The sequence below is a fragment of the Pseudomonas sp. P7779 genome (assembly GCF_013386315.1).
GTDB lineage: Bacteria > Pseudomonadota > Gammaproteobacteria > Pseudomonadales > Pseudomonadaceae > Aquipseudomonas.
This window is the reverse complement of sequence record NZ_JACARZ010000015.1, coordinates 1-19,647: the sequence shown is the minus strand read 5'-3', so window position 1 is coordinate 19,647 and position 19,647 is coordinate 1. Positions and strand designations below refer to the sequence as shown.

The following is a 19,647-nucleotide window of genomic DNA, read 5'->3' as shown; positions in this document are numbered from 1 at the left end:
TCCTGAATGGCCTGCCCGGCGTGCTCGCTTGAGTGCGCCGGTCCTGAGCTTTGCCTTGCGAAACGACTAAACCATGAATTTCGACCTCTACGGATTCGGCCCGGCGCTTGCCGCCGGTGCGCTGATGACCGTCAAGCTGGCGCTCACCGCCCTGTGCCTCGGACTGGTGCTCGGGCTGGCCGGCGCCCTGGCCAAGACTTCCCCGTACAAGCCGCTGCAATGGCTTGGCGGCAGCTACTCCACCCTGGTTCGCGGCATCCCGGAACTGCTGTGGGTCCTGCTGATCTACTTCGGCACGGTCAACCTGATGCGCTCCCTCGGGGAGTTTTTCGGCAACCCCGACCTTTCCCTCAGCGCTTTCGCCGCCGGGGTGATCGCCCTGGGCCTGTGCTTTGGCGCCTACGCCACGGAAGTCTTCCGCGGCGCGATCCTGGCCATTCCCAAGGGCCACCGTGAAGCCGGTGTCGCACTGGGCTTGTCGAAGGTCCGGATCTTCACCCGCTTGATCATGCCGCAGATGTGGCGCATCGCGCTGCCGGGCCTGGGCAACCTGTTCATGATTCTGATGAAGGACACCGCGCTGGTCTCGGTGATCGGCCTGGAAGAAATCATGCGCCACGCGCAGATCGGCGTGACCGTCACCAAGCAGCCCTTCACCTTCTTTATGGTCGCGGCCTTCATGTACCTGGGCCTCACTGTCCTGGCGATGACCGGCATGCACTTCCTGGAAAAACGTGCCGCGCGCGGCTTTGCGAGGAGCACGCAATGAGTGGCGACTACAGCTGGCTGTCGCATTTCGACCTGGGCCTGAACTGGGCCGTGATCATCAAATGGCTGCCGAAACTGGCCCAGGGCGCAACCCTGACCCTGGAGCTGGTGGCCATCGCCGTGATCGCCGGCCTGCTGCTGGCAATCCCTCTGGGCATCGCCCGCTCGTCACGCCTGTGGTACGTGCGCACCCTGCCCTACTGCTACATTTTCTTCTTCCGCGGCACGCCGCTGCTGGTGCAGCTGTTCCTGGTGTACTACGGCCTGGCACAGTTCGACGCCGTGCGTGAAAGCTTCATGTGGCCGTACCTGCGGGACCCGTTCTGGTGCGCCACCGCCACCATGACCCTGCACACCGCCGCCTATATCGCCGAGATCCTGCGTGGCGCGATCCAGGCCATCCCGCCGGGTGAAATCGAAGCCGCGCGGGCGCTGGGCATGTCCAGGCCCAAGGCGCTGTTCTACATCATCCTGCCGCGTGCCGCGCGCATCGGCCTGCCGGCCTACAGCAACGAAGTGATCCTGATGCTAAAGGCCAGCGCCCTGGCCAGTACCGTGACCCTGCTGGAACTGACCGGCATGGCCCGCACGATCATTGCCCGCACCTACCTGCCGGTGGAGATCTTCTTCGCTGCGGGGTTGTTCTACCTGCTGATGTCCTACGTTTTGGTGCGCTTCTTCAAGCTGCTGGAGCGCTGGTTGCGGGTCGATGCCTGCCAGGGCCGCTGACGCCTTGTTGACGGGTGAGCAACTGCTCGCCCGCTTCCAGGCGCTGGATGCGTTCCTCACCGAACATCAAGGGCTGTGGCGACCACGGCCCTTTACTCACCTGCAATTGCCGTGGGAAACCCAGCATCCCGAACTGGCCCATTGGCTACGCCAGCGCTCGCTGGCCGAAGCGGAAACCAGCCATAACCAGCCTCACCACCTGCCGGCGCCTGCGCCTTTCCCTGAGCTGGCCATGCAGTCGCTGAATCTCAGTGCTGTGGATAACTTACCGTCCCGCCCGCTACCGGCCGCCCGTCATCGCTTAAACGTCGATGTACCCGGCCGCAAATGGCAGCAGATCGAAGCCTTCGGCGCCGCACTGCAATTTCGCCAAACCCCCGAACACTGGCTCGACTGGTGTGCCGGCAAGGGCCACCTCGGCCGCCGCCTGTTGCAACCCGAGCAGCAACTGACCTGCCTGGAATACGACCCGGCCCTCATCGCCTCAGGGCAAGCCCTCAGCGAACACCATCAATTGCCCGTCACCCATCGCCTGCAAGATGTGATGGCCGACGTACAGATCAGCCGCGACCAAACCCCGGTGGCACTGCACGCCTGCGGCGACCTGCATGTGCGCCTGCTCCAGCTGGCCAGCGCCGCCGGCTGCCAGCAGTTGGCCGTGGCGCCCTGCTGCTACAACCGCATCCGCGCCGAGCAGTACCAGCCGCTGTCGATTGCCGCCCAGGCGTCGTCACTGCATTTATCGGTGGAAGACCTCGGCCTGCCGCTGAGCGAAACCGTTACCGCAGGCGCGCGGGTGCGTCAGCAGCGCGATACGTCGATGGCCAGGCGCCTGGGTTTTGATGTTCTGCAGCGGCAACTGCGCGGGAGCGATGCTTACCTGCCCACTCCGTCCCTGCCCGCGAGTTGGCTGGCCAAGCCGTTCGCCGACTACTGCCGCGAACTGGCGGCCCTCAAGGGATTATCCACAGGGGAACAGCATTGGTCGGCACTAGAGGCCCAAGGCTGGCAGCGCTTGGCGCAGGTGCGAAACCTGGAATTAGTGCGTGGTCTGTTTCGGCGCCCGCTGGAAATGTGGCTGGTGCTGGACCGGGCATTGTTTCTCGAAGAAAACGGTTACAGGGTTCAAGTCGGCAGCTTTTGCGAAACACCGCTCACCCCGCGCAACCTGATGCTGCTCGCCGAGCGCAATTAAAGGGCATTTTGTCGCAGCGCGCCCTGTGGATAACTCTGTTGATGGAATTCTGGCAGAGGCCCTGCCGGCAAGCTTCGCGGGGCAAAATGCTGACTGGTCATTTTTTGTTCACAAAATAAAACGCACGCAAAACAGGCAGTTGCAGCGTGATGAGAACCGCTCCGCAAAATTGCGGTTTGATGACAGGTCGAACCAACCGATTGTGCATAAGCATCTGAGGTTAGCGGCATAACCCGGGCTTTTCAGCGGGCAACCAGCAGGCGACAAAGCGCATTGATATCGTCACAGGCCATGCTTGCGGCTTGGTTATCCAGCGGATCGCTGCCAAAAGCCAGGGCCTCGCTGATCGCCGGATCCCGATGCACCACCTCCAACAGGCTGTCACCCAGGCGCTTCCTGAACACCTCGACCATGTCCAGGCTAAAGCCCGAGGTCTCGTCGAGTTGGTTGATCACGAAGTGGCAACGCAGCGCCGGCCGATCATCAAGGTGTGGCGCCAGCAACTGCTCCATCTGCTCCAGGGTGCCAAGGGAAGCCGCATCCGCCTGGGCGATGACCAGCACCACATCGGCCACGTTCAGTGCCTGATGCAGGTAGACGTTATTACCCGCCGGGGTGTCGATGATCACCGTGTCCTGCTCACCCAAGCCCAGGGCCGACAAATGTTGCGCCAGCCAATGCGGCTCCTGTTTCAGCCAGCGCTGGAGGTCTTCCTGCTGACGGATATCGGTTTCGCCAAACGTGATCACCTGGCAACCGGCAAAGCCTGAATGAAGGATCTGGCTCCAGCGCTCGTTATGCAGGCTGGTGCGCCCGATGCCGGGCAAGGTATGGCCCAGGCCGAAGTGGTGATAGAGCGCGTTTTGCGGGTCCAGGTCCAGCGCCACCACTGGCTGCCCCAGGCGCTGCAAACCGCTGCTCAGCGCCGTGGCCAGGGTGCTGCGGCCGACGCCGCCATTGACCGAAACCAGCGCTACCACCTTCGCCCGGATGTTCGCGGCTTCGCGGGACTGCTCGTTGGCACAAGGGGAATGTCGGGAGAACGACGCGCCACTGCCCATATTGAGGCTGGCACTGTCGTCGACCGGCATGTCTTCGAAGAACTGCAGCATCGAATCCATCCCTTGAACATCACTGGCAGTCGTCTTATCGAACAACGAAAAAAGATCATCGGTACGGCTCATCGCCAACACTCCCTCACGACGCATCTTAAAGACGTGAAAGGTCAGCTGTACTGATGCTTACCGCAGGTCTTTTTGTGGGCGCCTTTGTGTACGCATTCTGTGACAAAGGAATGAAAGTGTCATTATTTTGGTGTTTCTGAAGAAATTTTTAAGACGAGCGGTAAATGGTCAATTTACTGACTAATCTTTATCGGGTCGTAAGGTGTTTGCAAATCCCGCTCCGGGATCTCCCAGATCACCAGCTTGGGCGGCGTCTGCTTGAACGCCGGGCTGTCGAAATAAGCCTTGGCGGCGCCTGAAAATTCGCCGCCGTCCTTGCTGAAGTTACCCACCGGAGCGTTCAGGGCTTTTTGCAGGAAACCCACGAAATTAGAATTGCGCGAAAACGAGGTACCGATCAGCGCCACGTTCGGCAGGCCGGCGTCACCAAACAAATCGTCAGGGTTACTCAACGCCGCCGGGCCGTTCTCATGCGCGGTGCTGGCCGCAACCTGCTCGCCCACCGGCTGTAACTTCGGCGGCAACCAGTCGAGACCGGCCAGGCGCACCAGGTCACCCGGACGCGGTGCGAGCGGTGCCTGGGTAATGTCGAAGGCTTGCTCCGGCGTGGCCTGGATACCGCGCTGCTGGATGCGCAGGGCCACGGCGCGGGCGCCGGCATTCGAGCCGATTTCGCTCCAGTGCGTGTCGGTACGCAGGTAGGCATCCGGGCCGAGGGGTTTCAGGGTGTCGGTCAAATCCAGCACTTCAACGCCCGCCGCTTGCAACAGCGTGCTCCATTGCTGAATCCGACCATCCAGCACGGCCGGACGATACAAGCCGCAACGCTGGGCAGCGGCGATGCGGGTTTTATCCGGCACCACCATCACTTGCAGATCAATACCGCGCTGGCCCAGCTGCTTTTTCAGGTCGATCACCGCGTCGGCCTTGGTGCGCGCATTGTCTTCGGCGTGGCGGTTGAGCTTCAGTTCATCGCTGATAAACAGCCAGCCCGGGCACCCCTGGCGCACCCGCGGCCCGGTGTCGCCGAACGCCAGCCAACTGGCGCCGCGCTCCAGGTTCGCCGCTTCGATGGCCATCGGTGCCTTGGACAATTCCTTGGCAAACCGATGGGTCACTTCACCGTGCAGCAGCATGTCGCTGTCGACCTTGGGCGGCAGGAAACTCACCGGCCCCTTGACCATCAGCCAGATGCAAGACAACAGCCCCGCCGCCAGGAAAGGCACCAACACCCAGCCCGCCAGGGGGCTGGTGCGGACGGCCAATTCACTCGGTGGGGTCGGCGCGGTAGGGGCGGGCATCGTCAGGCTTCCTTAGAACTGAAAGTACAGAAACGGTACGGCATCGCGGCTGGCAATCAGCGCGAACGACAACACAAACCCGGCCACCGGCCACAGGGACGCGGCCACCACAAACCAGGGCTGCGTACCAAAACGCTGCTCGCAGCGGGTCTGCCAGATCGGCGCGATGATGCACACCAAACCGAGCAACGCGGCCATGCCATGGGCCGGGCGCATGGCCACGGCCAACGCATCACCCAAGGCCATGCCATGCATGCCGAATTGGCCGGCGTACATGGTCAGTGCCGAATGGAAGTCCGGTGCGCGGAACAGCGTCCAGGCCAGGCACACAAACAGCAGCGTCAAGATGTGCGACAGCACCGGCGGAATGCTCGGCAGGCTCGAGCGCGACCACGCCCGGTCAATGCACAACGCGATACCATGGGCCGAACCCCACAACAGGTAGTTCCAACTGTCGCCGCCATGCCACAACCCGGCAATCGCCATGGTCAGGAACAGGTTGCGGTAGGTACGCCATACGCCATCGCGGTTACCGCCGAGGGCGATGTACAGGTAGTCCCGCAGCCAGCTGGACAACGACAAATGCCAGCGCCGCCAGAAGTCCTGGATGCTGCTGGCGAGGTACGGCCGGTTGAAGTTTTCCGGGAAGTGGAAGCCCAGCATCAAGCCCAGGCCGATGGCCATGGCACTGTAGCCGGCGAAGTCGAAAAACAGTTGCAACGAGTACGCCAGGCAGCCGATCCAGGCATCCACCAGGCTCGGGTTTTCCAGGTGGAAGGCGATGTCCACCAACGGCGACAAGGTGTCGGCCACCAGCACTTTCATGCCCATGCCGATCATGAAACGCCGGGCGCCAAGGCTGAAATTCGGCCAGTTGAAATAACGCTGGTTCAGCTCGCGCCGCACCCAGTCATAACGAATGATCGGGCCCGCAATCGAGTGGCCGAACATCGAGATATAGGTCGCGTAATTGATGAAGCTGCGCTCCACCGGCACGGTGTGCCGGTGCACATCCACCAGGTACGAAATCGCCTGCAGCACAATGAACGACAACCCGGCCGGCAATGCCACGCGCTGCCAATCCAGCGGCATCGCGCCGTACCAGGTGATTACCTCACTCACGGTGCCCGCGACGATGTTGGCGTACTTGTACCAACACAGCACCGCGGTGTTGAACACGATCAACGCGATCAACAGCCGCACCCGGCCCTTGCCGTCTTCACGGGAACGGTCCACCAGCAAACCGCCGACCCACGCCACCACGGTCAACACCATGTGCAGGAACAGGAACAGCGGGCTCAACCAGCCGTAGAACAGCCAGCTGCCGATCAACAGGATGACGTTGCGCCAGCCCGGACGGGCCAGCGCATAAATCAACAGGAAGGCCGGCAGGAACAGCGTGAGGAATTCCAGTGAGGCAAAGACCATGGTGGTGTCGGGCCCGATCAGTTAGCGAGCGTGTCGGAGGTAAACAGCAACCTCGAACCGGCGGCCGATGGCAGTGCGAGCACGCTGTAGCGTTCGCCGGCCTTGAGGGTGAAGGTCAGCGGCTGGCCCACCGGCGCGTTGGCGCACTTGAGCTGCACCGACAGTTCCACCGGGTTGATCATGCGGCGCGAAATCGCGCCTTCGGCGACCTTCTTGAACAGTTCGGCTTTTTGCGCCACGGCTTCCAGGCTCGCGTCGGCGCAGGCGGCGTCGGCGTTGATAAAGGCCAGCGAGGCCTTCAGTGCGTTGAAGTCATCCGGCTGTTCGTGGATCACCAACTGGCGCGTGCCGCCCTTGGCGTCCGGCACGGCCACTACGGTGGCGAACTCGCCCGGCGCGACGGTCACGGCCAGCTCGGAATCCTTGCCGCCCTGGCTCAACACACCCTTGATCGGGGTCTTGCCGCCCGACACCGGCAGGTAGTCAGACACCAGTTTGTCGCCACCCAACACCAGACTGGCCTTGGAGCCCTGGGGCAGCAATTTCAGCTCGCCGTCGGTGCCGTTGGCCAGGCGCAGGAAGGCCGAATCCTTCTCCGGGCCGGTGGGGTAAAGCGGGATGTCGGCGCTGTAGGCGCTGACGCTGGCGAGCAAGGTCGCCAGGCCCAGGGTGATCCGTTTCATTATTGCGCTCCTTTGCCCACGGCGGCCGGTGGCAACTTCGCCAGGGAGTCGCCGATCGCCTTGGCCCACTTCTGGTAGCCGTCGATGGTGAAGTGCTGGCCGTCGGTGGTGATCCACTGGCCCGGCTTGGAGAAGGTCAGCGAGTCAACGTAGGTGCACGGCGCCACGTTGGTGGCGAGGAACTGCGACATCACCTTGGTGCGCGCATCATCCTTCTTGTACTGCGAACCGACCTTGCCCCACGCCGGCCCGACCCACACGCACTTGGTGCCGGTTTCGGTGATGGCCTTGGTCAGGGAAGTCACGCTTTTCCAGGCCCAGACTTTCGGGAACTGCGGCTCCGGGTACGAGGCCATGGTGTCGGCGATGATGATCACCACCAGGTCCGGCTTGTCCTTGGCGATCAGGTCTTTGATCGGGGTGGTGCTCATGGCGTTCTTGCCGAAAATCTCGGCCTTGCCAACCGGCAGGCGCTCGGCACCGCACTCGACTTTCTTCGGCACGATCCAGTCGGCTGCACCGGCGCCGCACGCGCCGATGGAGTGAACCTTGGCGCCCTGGGCGGTGAGGTTGTCCTGCAGCGGGTTGAGCAGTGAATCAGGAAAGCTCATGTGACTTTCGCCCAATACCAGCAGGGTCAGGCCGGCAATAGCAGAAGCGGAAACAGGCATGGATGACTCCTATCAAATCAATTCGAATAAGGGGAACGGTACGGACTGACCGGCAAGGGCATAGGCCCGCTCAGGTCTTCAAACAAGTAGCGCAGGTAAGCGTTACCGACGTACTGGCGATAGTCCTGGGCGTTGTCGAGACCGACTTCGCCACCCAGGTAAAAGCGCGAGCTGAGGCGGTATTCGGCGGCGGCATTGAAGCTGTAGCCGATGCCGGTCTTGCTGTCCTTGGCGTATTTCGGATCGCCCCGGTCACTCTGGAGCTGGTCATGCCCCGGGAAATAATCGACCGCATCTTGCTCGATATGCTGGATGCCCACCGAACTTTTTATCTGGTAGCTGAACCGATCAAAACTCTGCGCCCAGCGCACCGGCACACCCAGGGAGAAGAAGCGCTGCGGACTGAAGTAACCGCCCTGGCCGTAGGTGTAGTAACCCTGGTTTTCCTTGAAGCCCATGACCGAACCGCTGATGCCGAGGGTCAGGGTGTCGGTCGGGGTATTGCGCAGGTACCAGTAGATGCCGCTGCCCAGCTCCAGGCGGGTGTTGTCTTCGACGTTGTTGCCCAACAGCTCGTGCAACGAGGCGTAGCCATACACACCGAGCTTCTGGTTGTCGTAGCTCAGGTCGCCACGCCCGCCGTTGGCGGTCACGCCGCCCCATTTCTCGCCGGTACGCTTGTCTTCGGAACCGGCAAAGGAGGTCACACTGTCGGTGACCGGGCGCCGCGAAACGTTGACCCCGTAACGGAAGTTGGAGCCCTGGGAGAACGGCCGCGAGACGCTGGCGCCACCGACGATGGTGTCGTACAGAAAGCCCAGCGGGCTTACACCAATGTCGGCCTTGAGGCCTTCATCCGGGTTCTCCACGGCAACGGCCAGACCGACGCCCGTGTCGCTCTGGGAGCCCGCCGGGTTGGCCGTGCCACCGCCAAAGCGTGTGGCAGAGTCGCTCTTCACGCTGCCGGAACTCACATGCACCGGCGTCACGCGCAGCGCAACGTTCAGATCACCCACCGGCATCCGCGCTTCGAATGGCGCCTCGACGTCAGTGATTTTGCTCAAGCCGCTTTCGCCATTGTTGCTGCGAACGCTCAAGCCCTGCACCAGGTAACCGGTGCGATCCCGCAGGATCGTATCCAGCGCACGACGTGCCGGGCTGAGGTTGGCGGTGTCGAGTGCAGCAATGCTCGACGGTGGCTCGAACGGCTCGTTCCAGTTGTTCGACGCCGGACGCGCAGAGGCTGCCAGGGCATTGTCCGGCACGACATTGGTCGGTGCATCAATCGGCGGCGGCACGGCGCCGGCAACGGTCAGGTCGGTGACCTGGCGACGCTGGCCCGGCAAGCCGACGAAGGGGTTGTAAGGCGCGCCCTGGGAGCCGGCCTGAGCCAATTGCGTCTGGCTCTTCTGGCTGTTCTCAATCGCCAACGCCTTGCGCAGCAGCGCAGCGGCTTCGTTGTTTTTGCCCAGCCCCTGATAGATGCGCGCAGCCGAGGTGAGGATCTCGGGGTTGCCCGGTTCCAGGGACAGCGCCTTTTCACTGGCGCTTTCCGCCAGGCCACGATCACGGCCCTGCAAGGCGATATCCGCCAGGCCCAGTTGCAGGCGAGCGTTGTTCGGGTTCTGCTGAATCAGCGGCGCATAAAGCTCCATGGCCTTTTTGCTATTGCCGCTGGCCGCGTACATCCGCGCCAGGGCACCTACCGCCATAGCGTCGTTGGGACGCTGGGCAAGGGCCGGCGACAGCATGTCGTAGGCCGCGACCAGGTCGTTTTTCTCACGCAGGGCATCAGCCTGCTTGACCCGGTACAGGTAGATCAAATCGTCGTAACGCTGGCGACCGGTTTCACTCAGCGGCTTGCCCTGCACTTCACGCAGGATGTCGCCCGCCTCGGTGTAGTGGTTGGCCTTGAGCAGCACATTGGCGTACAGCAGTTTCTGGTCGACAGTCGGGTTCGGATTGTTATCCAGAACCTTCTGCATGATATCCAGGCCCTGCTGCGTCGCGCCGACTTCCACATAAGCGGCCGCCAGCACCGCCAGGCGCTCAGGCTTCTGCCGGGTCATGGCTTCACTGCGGCCCAGCAGCGCGAGGGCTTCCGGGCGTTGGCCACGGCGGGCGGTCTCGATGGCGATGTCGGTCTGCTTGTGCAGCGCGATATCGATACCCAGCTCGTTCATGTCAGCGGTACGTTGCCCCGCAGGGATACGCGCCAGGGTCTCTTCAGCCTTTTTCCACTCACCCAGCTCCGCCGACAGCAGCGTGCTGGTGTACAGCGCGTCTGGCTGGTTCGGCTGCTTGGCCAGCAAGCCGTCGATCAAGGCACGGGCGTTGCGAATCTGGCCGTCGCGCAGGTAAATGCGCGCCAGGGCGAAGCGTGTCCACGGGTTTTCCGGGTCGGCATCAAGGGCTTGTTTGTAGGCGGCTTGCGCGGCTTTCAAATCGCCCCGCTGCTCGGCCAGCTTGCCCACCTGGGTAGCGCGCAACGCGGTGATTTTCACACTTGGCGCGAACTTCGCGCGCTCGGCGGGCGACACCGAGTCGATCAGCTTCAAGGCTTCTTCCGGCTGCCCGGATTGGGACAGCACGTTGATCAAGCCGCTCAGCGCGTCCGGGTCGCCAGGATGACGGGCGAGCACTTTGCGGTAGCCGGCTTCGGCGGTGTCGAACTGATTGTCCTGGGCCTGGAAACCCGCCAGTGCCACGGCAGCGCCGGGCTGGCCAGGGTTCAAGCGTTCGGCCTGGGCCACCAGGTCGCGGGCCTGGCTGCCGCGCCCGCCACGCTGGGCGTCACGGGCCTGGTTGAGCAGGTTCCAGTAGCGCACATCATTGAGCGCCGACTGCCATGCCGCGCCACCCGGCAAACGGGTGGCCTGAACCAGGTAGCTTTCAGCCTCGCTGAAGCGCTGCTGCTGTTGACGCAGCACGCCCATGCCGCCGAGGGCATCGACGTCATTGGATTTTTCATTGAGGCGCGCCGCCAATAGCGGCTCGGCGGTTTTCAGGTCGCCGTCATCCAGCGCCTTGAACGCCTTGGTCATCTGCGGATCACGCTGCCAACCGGCGCCGGTCTTGCCTTGGGCAATGCCCTTGTTCATCAGCGCACGGATTTCGCTGTCGTCCGGATGCGCCGCCAGAAACTGCTGGAACAACGGCACCTGGTCGCTCTTCGGCGGGCCGAGCCAGATCAGCGCAAAGCGCCAGGTTTCATCGGCGTTGCCGCCCACGTCGTTGTTCGGGGCCAGCTTGGCCAGGGCGCGGATGCCGTCGGCGCGGGTGGCCGGGTTACGCGCCAGATGCTTGGCCAGGAACAGCGCCACAATCGGGTCGTTCGGCCGCTCGCGAGACAAACGCTGCAAGCCGGCGATGGCCTCGTTCGTGCCCTTGGGCGTGAAGCCCAGGGTGTTGTAATACTCGCGGGCAAGCAGGCCCTGGGGCTGGCGCCCCTGGAAGATCCGGCGATACAGCGCCACCGCTTGTTCGCGCTCTTCTTCAGGCTCGCCGAGTTCACGGGCCTGTTCCAGCAACTTGGCGTTGGCCGGGATGTTGACGGTGATGTCCTGCTCCAGCAGCAAGGCCTGGCGCGGTACCGGGCTCAGCGCCTGCAGGCGGGCCAGGTACTTTTGCGCTTCGGCCGGACGCTGTTGTTGCACCTGGATCAAGCCAATGCCGTACAGCGCATCCGGCTGTTCGGGGCTCAGGCGCAGCAGTTTCTGCCAGGTCTCGAGGGCGCGTTCCGGGTTCTTTTTCGACTGCCAGTAATAGCCCTGCTCGATCAGCAGGCTTTGCGGGTCAGTGGTTTCGGCAAAGCTGGCGCTGGAAGCCAGGGCCGCCAGAATCGCAATGGCTAGCGTGTGACGGCGCATGCAGACTCCCAGGATAATTTCACCGTGCCGTCTTGTTCGAAACGGTACTTTTGATCAGCGAAGCCCTGGCCGAACAGGCTGAGCATGTAGTCGTAGTAAATCGGCTGGGCGCTGTCCGGGGCCGAAGGCGCGAGCGCCTTGGCAAGGGCGTCGTCGACTTTCTGCTTTTGCAATTGCGCCAGGGCGGTTTCGCCCCGGGCCTGGAAGAAGGCCATGGTGGAGGCCGAGAACCCCGTCGGCGTGTAGCCGTTGTTTTTCTCGACTTCACCGGTCAGCACGTGGACTTTCTCCGGCGGCAAACCGCTGACCGACGCAGCGGTGGCACGGGAAATCCCGCCCAAGGCCTTGAGCATCGGCGCGGCCAGCGGGTCGCTCTTGGCGGTCATGCCGGCCCAGAGGTAAGTGCGGATCGCGTCGTAGCTGCCCAGGTCATCGGAAAACGGGTCGACGATAAACAGCCCGGTGTTTGCGCTGGTGGCGCGATAACCGACCCAGTTGGCCGCCAGGCCATGGGGATTGCTCGGCAGGTCGGCGAGCATCTTCGCGTTGCTCTCGGCCACTTCGTTCCAGCCGGCGTTCGGGCGCTCTTTTGCAAAACGGCGCAGTTGCGGCAGTACTTGATAGCTGGGGTTGAAGCGCCACAGGCCACCCGCGTGTGCATAGCCTACCGGCCCCGGCAACAGCATCTTGCCCAGGCCCGGTACGCGCACGATCAGGTTGCGTTCAACGTTGGCCAACACCAGTTGCGCGTCGCTGCGGTACTGCGGTGCGTTCCACACGCGCGCGGCTTCGAGCAACGCATAGGCCATCCACAAATCGGCGTCGCTGGCGGAGTTGCTGTCGATCGCGCCCCACTTGCCATCGTCACGCTTGCCCCACAGCCAGGCCGGCAGGTTCTGGCCGATGTCGGCGCCCGCCATGTTGGACTTGGTCCAGGTCCAGAGCTTGTCGAAGGTCGCCCGGTCGTTGCCCACCAGGGCAAAGAACATCGCGTACGACTGCCCTTCCGAGCTGCTTTCCGTCGGCTTCATGGACGAGTTCAACACCCGGCCATCGTCCTGGATAAAGCGCTTGGCATAGTTCTGCCACAGCGGCCAATCGCAGGTCTGTGCCTGGGCGGCACCGGCAAGCAATGTGCTGCCAATCACCGCCAGGATCGCGCTACGCAAAGGGTTCATGCCAACCGCCGTTTTGCACGGGCACGCAGTGCCAGGTAGATCAGGCAGGTCAGCACCAGCAGCCCCAGGAAGGTAATCGCCAGCATCCAGCCCAGGTTCTGGGACAGCTGCCATTGCATGAATTTGAAGTAGTTCAGGTCGCCGACGTAGTACTGCTGGTCCGCGACCAACGAGCTGATCTGCGTGCCCTGCACCACCGCCAGGCTGCCCTGGATCGAGTCTTTGTAGTCGTCACCGCCAATCAGCGCCGAGGTCGCTTCAAGCAGGCCCTGAGGCTGGTTGCTGGCGATCAGCACCACGCTGCGCCCGGCCTTGAGCGGCGATTGGAAGCCGGCGAACCAGGTGCTGTTGCTCAGGCCGCTGAAGGTGATGCCGGCATTGGCCGTATGCTGGTTGGCCGCGGCGTCCGGGCTGATCCAGCTGCGCACATAACGTGGCAGGTCAGACAACAGGAAGTGGTGCTGCAGGCCGTCACTGGTGGCCGGCAGGTATTGCTGCCATTGCTGCAGCAGCGGCTGGTTGCCGCCGGTGGCGAGCACCAGCAGGTCTTTGTCGGCAACGCTTTGCACGTCTTTGGCCTGCACCACTTTGACGGCGGTGGCCGGGTAGCCGGTGGACTCGCCGAAGCGGCCCATCACAGTCAGGTAGGCGCTCAACTCATCGGTGCCGACGTTGTCCGGCATCACCACCGCCGACTCCGAAAGGTCAGCCAGGCGGGTGAACGGGAAGCCGGAATCGTTGAACACGCCGAGGTTCGGCATGGCGATAAAGTGCTGGTAGCTGCTCAGGTCCAGGCTCGAGTCCGGGTCAATCGCACCGCGCATGTTGTCGACGATGATGTCCCGGCATTCGCCTTCCTTGATGTAGTCGTACATGAAGCGCAGTTGCAGCTTGGACTTGGGCGAAGCCGAGCTGATCGGCAACAGGGTCGTCACTTCACGGGGCAGGGTTTCGTCTTTCTTCAGCTGGTCCAGCAGGCTCTGCCCGCCGCCCAGGTTGCTCACCGACGGCAACGCGACAGACTTCATGAACTGGTCATTCAGGCCGATCAGCAAGGAGGAGTTGGTGGACACCTGCTGCGGCGTGTAGCGGTATTTGACGTTGAGCGGCACGCCCTCTTCACGCCAGTTGAACAGGTCGGGCGGCAGGCGCAGGTCGACGCTGATCGGGCCCGGGTTGTAGCCGGAGACGTTGAGCTTTTTCAGTTCTACCAGCTCGCCAAGGCGTACCGGACGGTTGCTGGGCAGCCAGTTCGGCGCGTCGTAAGGGCTGCGCGGGGCCAGGGTGTCGAGCCTGGTGATGACCACGCTGTTGCCGGTCAACACCGGGTTGCCCAGCACCACGGCGGTGGCGGCACGCTTGAGTTCGGCGCCATCCCGGCCGGAGACGATCAGCAGCTTGCCATTCGGGTCGTTGGGGTTGGTGATCAGGGTCAGGGTGGGCCCTTTAGGCTCAGGGACCGCCACACCGTGTACGTCCACGGCCTGGGTACTTTGCACCAGCACGATGGCGTTGCCCTTGGCCGGAATCTCGCCAAGGGTCGTCGGGAACGTCGCACCCCGGTAGCTGGCCAAGCCGCCTACCCACGACGACAGCGCGCCGGCAGCTTCCAGCGCGGCGTTGTCCGGCGCGCTGGCAAACACGAACGGCAGGCTGACCTGGCGCGCATCGCGCTTGTCGAAGAACGGCAGCGGCAGCACCGACAGGTCGTCTTTCAAGACGATCGGCTGCACCTGCACTTTCAGCTCACTGCTGTTGCTGATCTTGGCCCACAGGCTGCTGTGCAGCGGGTCTTCACAGGACATGGTGTAGTGGCCGATGAACTGCAGGCTCAAGCGGTTGAATTCGGTGATCAGGTGCGCCGGAATCTGCACCAGTTTTTCCTGCTGGATGCCCGCGCCTTCCTTGGGCAGCGGCAGGCTGGCGGCGACTTCGTCGTTGACCAGCACGTTGATCTGCGACAGGTCCGCCAGCAGCGCCGGCGAGTAGCTGTACTTGAGCAACAGTTGCGCGCCCTTCACCACTTCATCGGCACGGATGTCGAAGTTGACGCTGTCGGACGCTTCCACGCCTTGCAGGTTCATGGTGTCGCGACGGCCCAGTTGCTTGAGGGTCAGGCTGTAGCCGTCGTCAGTGCTCTGCACCGCAACAGCGGGTGCAGCTGCCTGTGCCTGCGAGCCCAGGCCCAGCAGCGAAGCGATCATCAGCGCGAGCACGCCGCGCGACTGCGGGCGGGCAAATAGTGTGGAAGTCATGGCTTGTCCATCAGCGTATCGAGCGGTTGTGAGGGAGTGCGGCGCAGGGCCAGACGCAATTCATGCAGCGTGGCGCGACCCAGGGTAAACAGGCCGCCGATGCCGATGGCACCGACTTCACGCAGGGCTGACAACGGTGTATCGGGCTGGCCGGCGCCCCAACTCGCGGCCCAGGTGTCGGCGCGGGAAAACGTCAGGCGTACCAGTTCGCTTTGTTGGCGCAGGGACAGTGCATCGAATTGCGCGCCAATCTGCGCACCCTTGCTGAACACCACCCGCGCCTGGAACAGGCTGTCTTGTCCGTTGCGCGACAGCACCAACTGCAACTGTTCGCCCCGGGCAATCTGGTGCCCGTCGGCGAGGATCAGGCCGAAGCCGTTCTGCGAGAAATCCTGGGTCGTACCTTTGAGCACACGACCGTCGGCGCAGATCACACTGACCGGCAATTTCGCGCTGACCCGCGGCTCGGAGCGCACTTGCCGCGCTTCGGAAGCCACCGCCACTGCCGCGCTGGTGATGATCAGGTTGTAGAGGGTCCAGGTCAGGTTGATCGCCACGGTGACCGCGGTGGACTCGTCGCCCCAGATCAATTGATACAGACCGAAGCAAAGCCCGACCAGGTTCACCGCCAGCAGTACCAGGTACGGCCGGGCGAGTTTCCAGTCGAAGAATTGCTTGTCGATGATCCCGCCCTTGTCGGTGACGTTGAAGCCGCCCGCCTTGGGGTTGACCAGCGCCACCAATACCGGCGGCAGGATGTACCAGGCCAGTACGGTCTCGTAGACCTCGTTCCAGAACGAGTGGCGGAAGCGCCCCTGGATCCGCGAGTTGGTCAGGCTCGAATGCACGAGGTGGGGCAACACATAGGCGACAATCATCAGCGCCGAGGCGTGGAAAATCTGCGCGCCGAAAATCAGGTAGGCCAGCGGCGCGGTGAGGAACACCAGCCGCGGCAAGCCATAGAAGAAGTGCAGCATCGCGTTGGCGTAGCAGATGCGCTGGCCCCACTTCAGGCCTTTGCCCAGCAGCGGATTGTCGGTGCGGAAAATCTGCGCCATGCCCCGCGCCCAACGGATGCGCTGGTTGATGTGGCGTGACAGGCTTTCGGTGGCCAGGCCCGCGGCTTGCGGGATCGCCAGGTAAGCGGTGTTGTAGCCCAGGCGGTTGAGCTTGAGCGCGGTGTGGGCGTCTTCGGTGACGGTCTCGACGGCCACGCCGCCGATTTCCAGCAAGGGCTTGCGGCGGATCACCGCACACGAGCCGCAGAAGAACGTCGCGTTCCACAGGTCGTTGCCGTCCTGCACCAGGCCGTAGAACAACTCGCCCTCGTTGGGCACGGCGCGGAAGGTGTCGAGGTTCTTTTCAAACGGGTCGGGTGAAAAGAAGAAGTGCGGCGTTTGCAGCATCGCCAGCTTGGGGTCCTTGAGGAACCAGCCGAGGCTGACTTGCAGGAAGGAACGGGTCGGCACGTGGTCGGCGTCGAACAGCGCGATGTACTCGCCGTCGGTGACCTTCAACGCTTCATTGAGGTTGCCGGCCTTGGCGTGGAAATTGTTGTCGCGCCGGATGTAGTTCACGCCGATCTTGCGGCAGAAATCGCGGAAGTCGTCGCGACGGCCATCGTCGAGCACGTGGACGCGCAACTTGTCCTTGGGCCAGTCCATCGCCTGGGCGGCGAAGATGGTCAGTTTGACGATGCTCAACGCCTCGTTGTAGGTCGGGATGAACACGTCGACCGTGGGCCACTCCGACGGCTCGGTCTTGAGCCACACCGGCTCGCGGCGCAGCGGCCAGGCGGTTTGCACGTAGCCGAAGATCAGCACCACCAGCGCGTACAGCTCGGCGAGCACCAGGCCGTAGCCGAACAGCATGTCGAGCCAGGTTTCAAAACCCAGGGTGGAAGTCAGCCGCCAGTACATGTAGCGCAGCGACGCCACAAGCGACAACACCACCAGCGCGAGGATCGCCATGCGCCCGGGAATCTTGCGCAGCAGCAGCACCGCAAGGAAGCACACGGCGGCAAACAGGCATTGGCTATAGAGGTCCAGCGGGGCGCTGACAATGCTCACCAACAGCAAGGTGCCGACCACACAACTGATCACCACCAGCACTTTGCGCAGCGTATCGGGCCAGCGATTGAAGCGCGAAATCGCGGCGTCCAGCCGCTGCTCGGCGCGCCCCGGAGTGTGGGGCGTAGAGGACGTAGTGTCGGTCATGGAAGGTCCGAATCGATGCGTTCGAGCAGCGTGCGGCACAGGGCGTGAATGTCCTGGCAGCCGAGACTGTTGACGGTAGGGTCGAGGGGATCGCGGCCGCAGGCCTGGGCTTCACTGAACACCGGGTCACGGTGGACCGTGCCGAGCAGTGCATCGCCGAGGCGGGCCTTGAACACTTCGGCCATGTCCAGGCTGAAGCGGTGGGCGCCGTCGAGTTGGTTGATCACGTAGTAACGCTGTGGTGGTTTTTCGCACTCAAGGTACGGCGCCAGCACGCTGTCCATCTGGGCCAGGGTGCTGAATGAGGAAACATCCGCCTGCACCGCCACCAACACCACGTCTGCCAGGGCCATGGCCTGGTGCAAGTACACCGTGTTGCCGGCGGGCACGTCGATCACCAACGTGTCCTGGCCATTCAACTGCAAACCGGCCAGGTGCCGGGGCAGCCATTGGGCGTCTTCGCCGAGCCAGCGATTGAGGTTTTTTTGCTGGTCGTTGTTGGTCTCACCGAAGGCCACCAGGCGGCAACCGGCAAAGCCGCGCTCAGCCAGGCCTTCCCAGGACTCATTGCTCAAGCTCGTCGCGCCGATGCCGGGCAAATTCAGGCCCAGGCACAAGTGATGACGCAGGGCGTTTTGCGGGTCCAGGTCCAGCGCCACGGCCGGGTGGCCTTGACGCTGCAAACCGCTGGCAATGGCCGCGGTCAGCGTGCTGCGACCGACACCGCCCTTGAGCGAGACCACCACGATCACCTTGGGTGAGGATTGATCCGAGTACACCTCACCGGTCGGCCCTTCGACCACTTCGGGAGGTTGCAGGTGATCGGCTTCGCCCTGGGTCAGCTCTTCGAGCAAGCGCAGCAATGGCGCCGACGGCGGCTCATCCAGCGCGACGGTGCAAGCGGTTTGGGCCGGGATGGGCACGGCGTCGAAACGCTCGACCACCACGTCATCCTCAAGATAATCATGGACGGCGTACATCTCCCGGTAGCCATTTGGATTGGCGCCCAGCTTATTGAATAGTTTTGAAATATCGTCTGCGCGACTCACCCACGGCCCTCCCCGGTTATTACGCTTTAAAGGCGTTAAAAAGGTCAGCCCGTTGAGCTGACCTTGGTTTTTCTAGTTATGTGTTGGCTGGCGGCATTCTGTGATATCAGATTGATGGTGTCAGTATTTTGATGCTTTTGTATGAATTCTTTCCGACGAGCGGCTGAGTGCCGTATTTTTGACTTATTTGGCGAATTTTTATCAATTTCTTTCAGATCAGAAGCTTGCGGAGGCTTCTAACAATTTTTCTGGCCGCCTGGTCAGGAAAAATTGCTTAGCTGACGAATCAAATTACAACTTAGTCATTAACCGCCAACGTTCCGTAAACCGGGTTAAACGATTCCGCTATTTATATGACGTTTAATATTTCGAAACAGAATACGGTAAGACTCACCTTATTCAAGGGAAAAACGATGACCGTTATGTCGAAAACATCTAAGAGAAAGACCCTGAGGCACTAATACCTCTAATGGATATGTTTCTGTATCAAGTTGTATGCAATCCCCTTCTCAACACATGCCGAGGCAAAACGCCGGGGTGCATGACACAGGCCGGATACCTCCCGGGCGCTCAATAGGCTCCAACGCAACACACACCCTATTGAACCTCAGAGGACACCACCATGAACCGCAACACCCTCATCGCCAGCAGCCTGTTTGCCTTGCTCAACGTTGCCGTCTTTTCGGCCCAGGCCAGCCCCAAGCTGGATGTACAGCAAGTACTGTCGACCGTGGACGATGGAGGCGCGGCGTGTGGCGTGGTGAATGCGCGGATGACCTACCTGGATTCCCATGGGCAGAAGCGGGTGTTTGAGTACAAGAAATTTGCCGACTCGTGCAACGAAGGCAGCTAAAAAGCTGAACGACAAAACCTGTGGCGAGGGAGCTTGCTCCCGCTGGAGTGCGCAGCGCTCCCACTGTTTTGGGCCTGCTGCGCAGCCCAGCGGGAGCAAGCTCCCTCGCCACAGGGTATCGCGTCAGCCTTTGGCTCTTCGCGCCTTGAAGAACTCGCTCAACACCGTCCCGCACTCCTCGGCCAACACCCCGCCCTCATACAGCACCCGATGGTTGAGAAAGCCCTGGGTAAAAACCTGCCCCTGGCTTTGCACAATCCCGGCTTTC

At 62.5% G+C, this 19,647-nt stretch carries 14 protein-coding genes and 1 pseudogene; 4 read left to right on the top strand and 11 right to left on the bottom strand.

Annotated features, from left to right (window positions below):
• The first annotated feature begins 73 nt into the window (after positions 1–73).
• The 3 genes from HX869_RS04785 to HX869_RS04775 are packed head-to-tail and all read left to right on the top strand — an operon-like array spanning position 74 to position 2,692.
• Positions 74–769 (top strand): ABC transporter permease, encoded by a 696-nt coding sequence (locus HX869_RS04785; protein WP_003218063.1) that lies wholly within the window; start codon positions 74–76, stop codon positions 767–769.
• A 38-nt stretch (positions 770–807) separates the two neighbouring features.
• Complete coding sequence (locus HX869_RS04780) at positions 808–1,497, top strand: ABC transporter permease (protein WP_032899447.1); 690 nt, start codon at positions 808–810, stop codon at positions 1,495–1,497.
• A complete protein-coding gene (locus HX869_RS04775) occupies positions 1,478–2,692 on the top strand; it encodes a methyltransferase (RefSeq protein WP_178902811.1) in 1,215 nt (404 codons plus the stop codon). Before HX869_RS04780 ends, HX869_RS04775 begins: the two co-directional genes overlap by 20 nt.
• 242 nt (positions 2,693–2,934) lie before the next feature.
• Here HX869_RS04775 and bcsQ (HX869_RS04770) read toward each other — a convergent pair whose 3' ends face one another.
• The 10 genes from bcsQ (HX869_RS04770) to bcsQ (HX869_RS04725) form a co-directional block, all read right to left on the bottom strand.
• Complete coding sequence (bcsQ, locus tag HX869_RS04770) at positions 2,935–3,876, bottom strand: cellulose biosynthesis protein BcsQ (protein ID WP_177122634.1); 942 nt, start codon at positions 3,874–3,876, stop codon at positions 2,935–2,937.
• A 173-nt stretch (positions 3,877–4,049) separates the two neighbouring features.
• Entirely contained in the window at positions 4,050–5,177 is a 1,128-nt protein-coding gene (locus HX869_RS04765) for a cell division protein FtsQ (protein WP_178902810.1), read from the bottom strand.
• Positions 5,178–5,189: 12 nt separating this feature from the next.
• A complete protein-coding gene (locus tag HX869_RS04760; RefSeq protein ID WP_003218070.1) occupies positions 5,190–6,605 on the bottom strand; it encodes an MBOAT family protein in 1,416 nt (471 codons plus the stop codon).
• 17 nt (positions 6,606–6,622) lie between these two features.
• On the bottom strand, positions 6,623–7,288 hold the full coding sequence (locus HX869_RS04755) for an alginate O-acetyltransferase AlgF (protein ID WP_008435711.1): 666 nt from the start codon (positions 7,286–7,288) through the stop codon (positions 6,623–6,625).
• Entirely contained in the window at positions 7,288–7,959 is a 672-nt protein-coding gene (locus tag HX869_RS04750; RefSeq protein WP_003218072.1) for an SGNH/GDSL hydrolase family protein, read from the bottom strand. The genes HX869_RS04755 and HX869_RS04750 overlap by 1 nt, the downstream gene beginning before the upstream one ends.
• Before the next feature lie 17 nt (positions 7,960–7,976).
• Complete coding sequence (locus HX869_RS04745; RefSeq protein WP_178902809.1) at positions 7,977–11,828, bottom strand: cellulose biosynthesis protein BcsC; 3,852 nt, start codon at positions 11,826–11,828, stop codon at positions 7,977–7,979.
• Positions 11,810–13,006 carry a cellulose synthase complex periplasmic endoglucanase BcsZ gene (bcsZ, locus tag HX869_RS04740; RefSeq protein ID WP_177009278.1) on the bottom strand — a complete coding sequence of 399 codons (1,197 nt, stop codon included), beginning with the start codon at positions 13,004–13,006 and terminating at the stop codon, positions 11,810–11,812. Before bcsZ ends, HX869_RS04745 begins: the two co-directional genes overlap by 19 nt.
• Positions 13,003–15,261 carry a cellulose biosynthesis cyclic di-GMP-binding regulatory protein BcsB gene (gene bcsB / locus HX869_RS04735; RefSeq protein WP_008435714.1) on the bottom strand — a complete coding sequence of 753 codons (2,259 nt, stop codon included), beginning with the start codon at positions 15,259–15,261 and terminating at the stop codon, positions 13,003–13,005. The genes bcsZ and bcsB overlap by 4 nt, the downstream gene beginning before the upstream one ends.
• Entirely contained in the window at positions 15,258–17,477 is a 2,220-nt protein-coding gene (gene bcsA / locus HX869_RS04730; RefSeq protein ID WP_003218076.1) for a UDP-forming cellulose synthase catalytic subunit, read from the bottom strand. The genes bcsB and bcsA overlap by 4 nt, the downstream gene beginning before the upstream one ends.
• Positions 17,474–18,457, bottom strand: a complete 984-nt coding sequence (gene bcsQ, locus HX869_RS04725; RefSeq protein ID WP_177067120.1) for a cellulose biosynthesis protein BcsQ — start codon at positions 18,455–18,457, stop codon at positions 17,474–17,476. Before bcsQ (HX869_RS04725) ends, bcsA begins: the two co-directional genes overlap by 4 nt.
• Before the next feature lie 691 nt (positions 18,458–19,148).
• Between bcsQ (HX869_RS04725) and HX869_RS04720 the strand changes: the two genes are divergently transcribed.
• The gene (locus tag HX869_RS04720; RefSeq protein ID WP_177036551.1) at positions 19,149–19,379 is read left to right on the top strand and encodes a DUF2790 domain-containing protein; all 231 of its coding nucleotides are present in this window, start codon (positions 19,149–19,151) and stop codon (positions 19,377–19,379) included.
• 123 nt (positions 19,380–19,502) lie between these two features.
• Here HX869_RS04720 and HX869_RS04715 read toward each other — a convergent pair.
• A pseudogene (locus tag HX869_RS04715) lies at positions 19,503–19,647 on the bottom strand (tRNA-specific adenosine deaminase); the annotation flags it as partial.

Coding starts and splice junctions, on each gene's coding strand:
- HX869_RS04785 (WP_003218063.1), top strand. CDS start 74: ATGAATTTCGACCTCTACGGATTCGGCCCGGCGCTTGCCGCCGGTGCG.
- HX869_RS04775 (WP_178902811.1), top strand. CDS start 1,478: ATGCCTGCCAGGGCCGCTGACGCCTTGTTGACGGGTGAGCAACTGCTC.
- bcsQ (WP_177122634.1), bottom strand. CDS start 3,876: ATGAGCCGTACCGATGATCTTTTTTCGTTGTTCGATAAGACGACTGCC.
- HX869_RS04765 (WP_178902810.1), bottom strand. CDS start 5,177: ATGCCCGCCCCTACCGCGCCGACCCCACCGAGTGAATTGGCCGTCCGC.
- HX869_RS04760 (WP_003218070.1), bottom strand. CDS start 6,605: ATGGTCTTTGCCTCACTGGAATTCCTCACGCTGTTCCTGCCGGCCTTC.
- HX869_RS04755 (WP_008435711.1), bottom strand. CDS start 7,288: ATGAAACGGATCACCCTGGGCCTGGCGACCTTGCTCGCCAGCGTCAGC.
- HX869_RS04750 (WP_003218072.1), bottom strand. CDS start 7,959: ATGCCTGTTTCCGCTTCTGCTATTGCCGGCCTGACCCTGCTGGTATTG.
- HX869_RS04745 (WP_178902809.1), bottom strand. CDS start 11,828: ATGCGCCGTCACACGCTAGCCATTGCGATTCTGGCGGCCCTGGCTTCC.
- bcsZ (WP_177009278.1), bottom strand. CDS start 13,006: ATGAACCCTTTGCGTAGCGCGATCCTGGCGGTGATTGGCAGCACATTG.
- bcsB (WP_008435714.1), bottom strand. CDS start 15,261: ATGACTTCCACACTATTTGCCCGCCCGCAGTCGCGCGGCGTGCTCGCG.
- bcsA (WP_003218076.1), bottom strand. CDS start 17,477: ATGACCGACACTACGTCCTCTACGCCCCACACTCCGGGGCGCGCCGAG.
- bcsQ (WP_177067120.1), bottom strand. CDS start 18,457: ATGTACGCCGTCCATGATTATCTTGAGGATGACGTGGTGGTCGAGCGT.
- HX869_RS04720 (WP_177036551.1), top strand. CDS start 19,149: ATGAACCGCAACACCCTCATCGCCAGCAGCCTGTTTGCCTTGCTCAAC.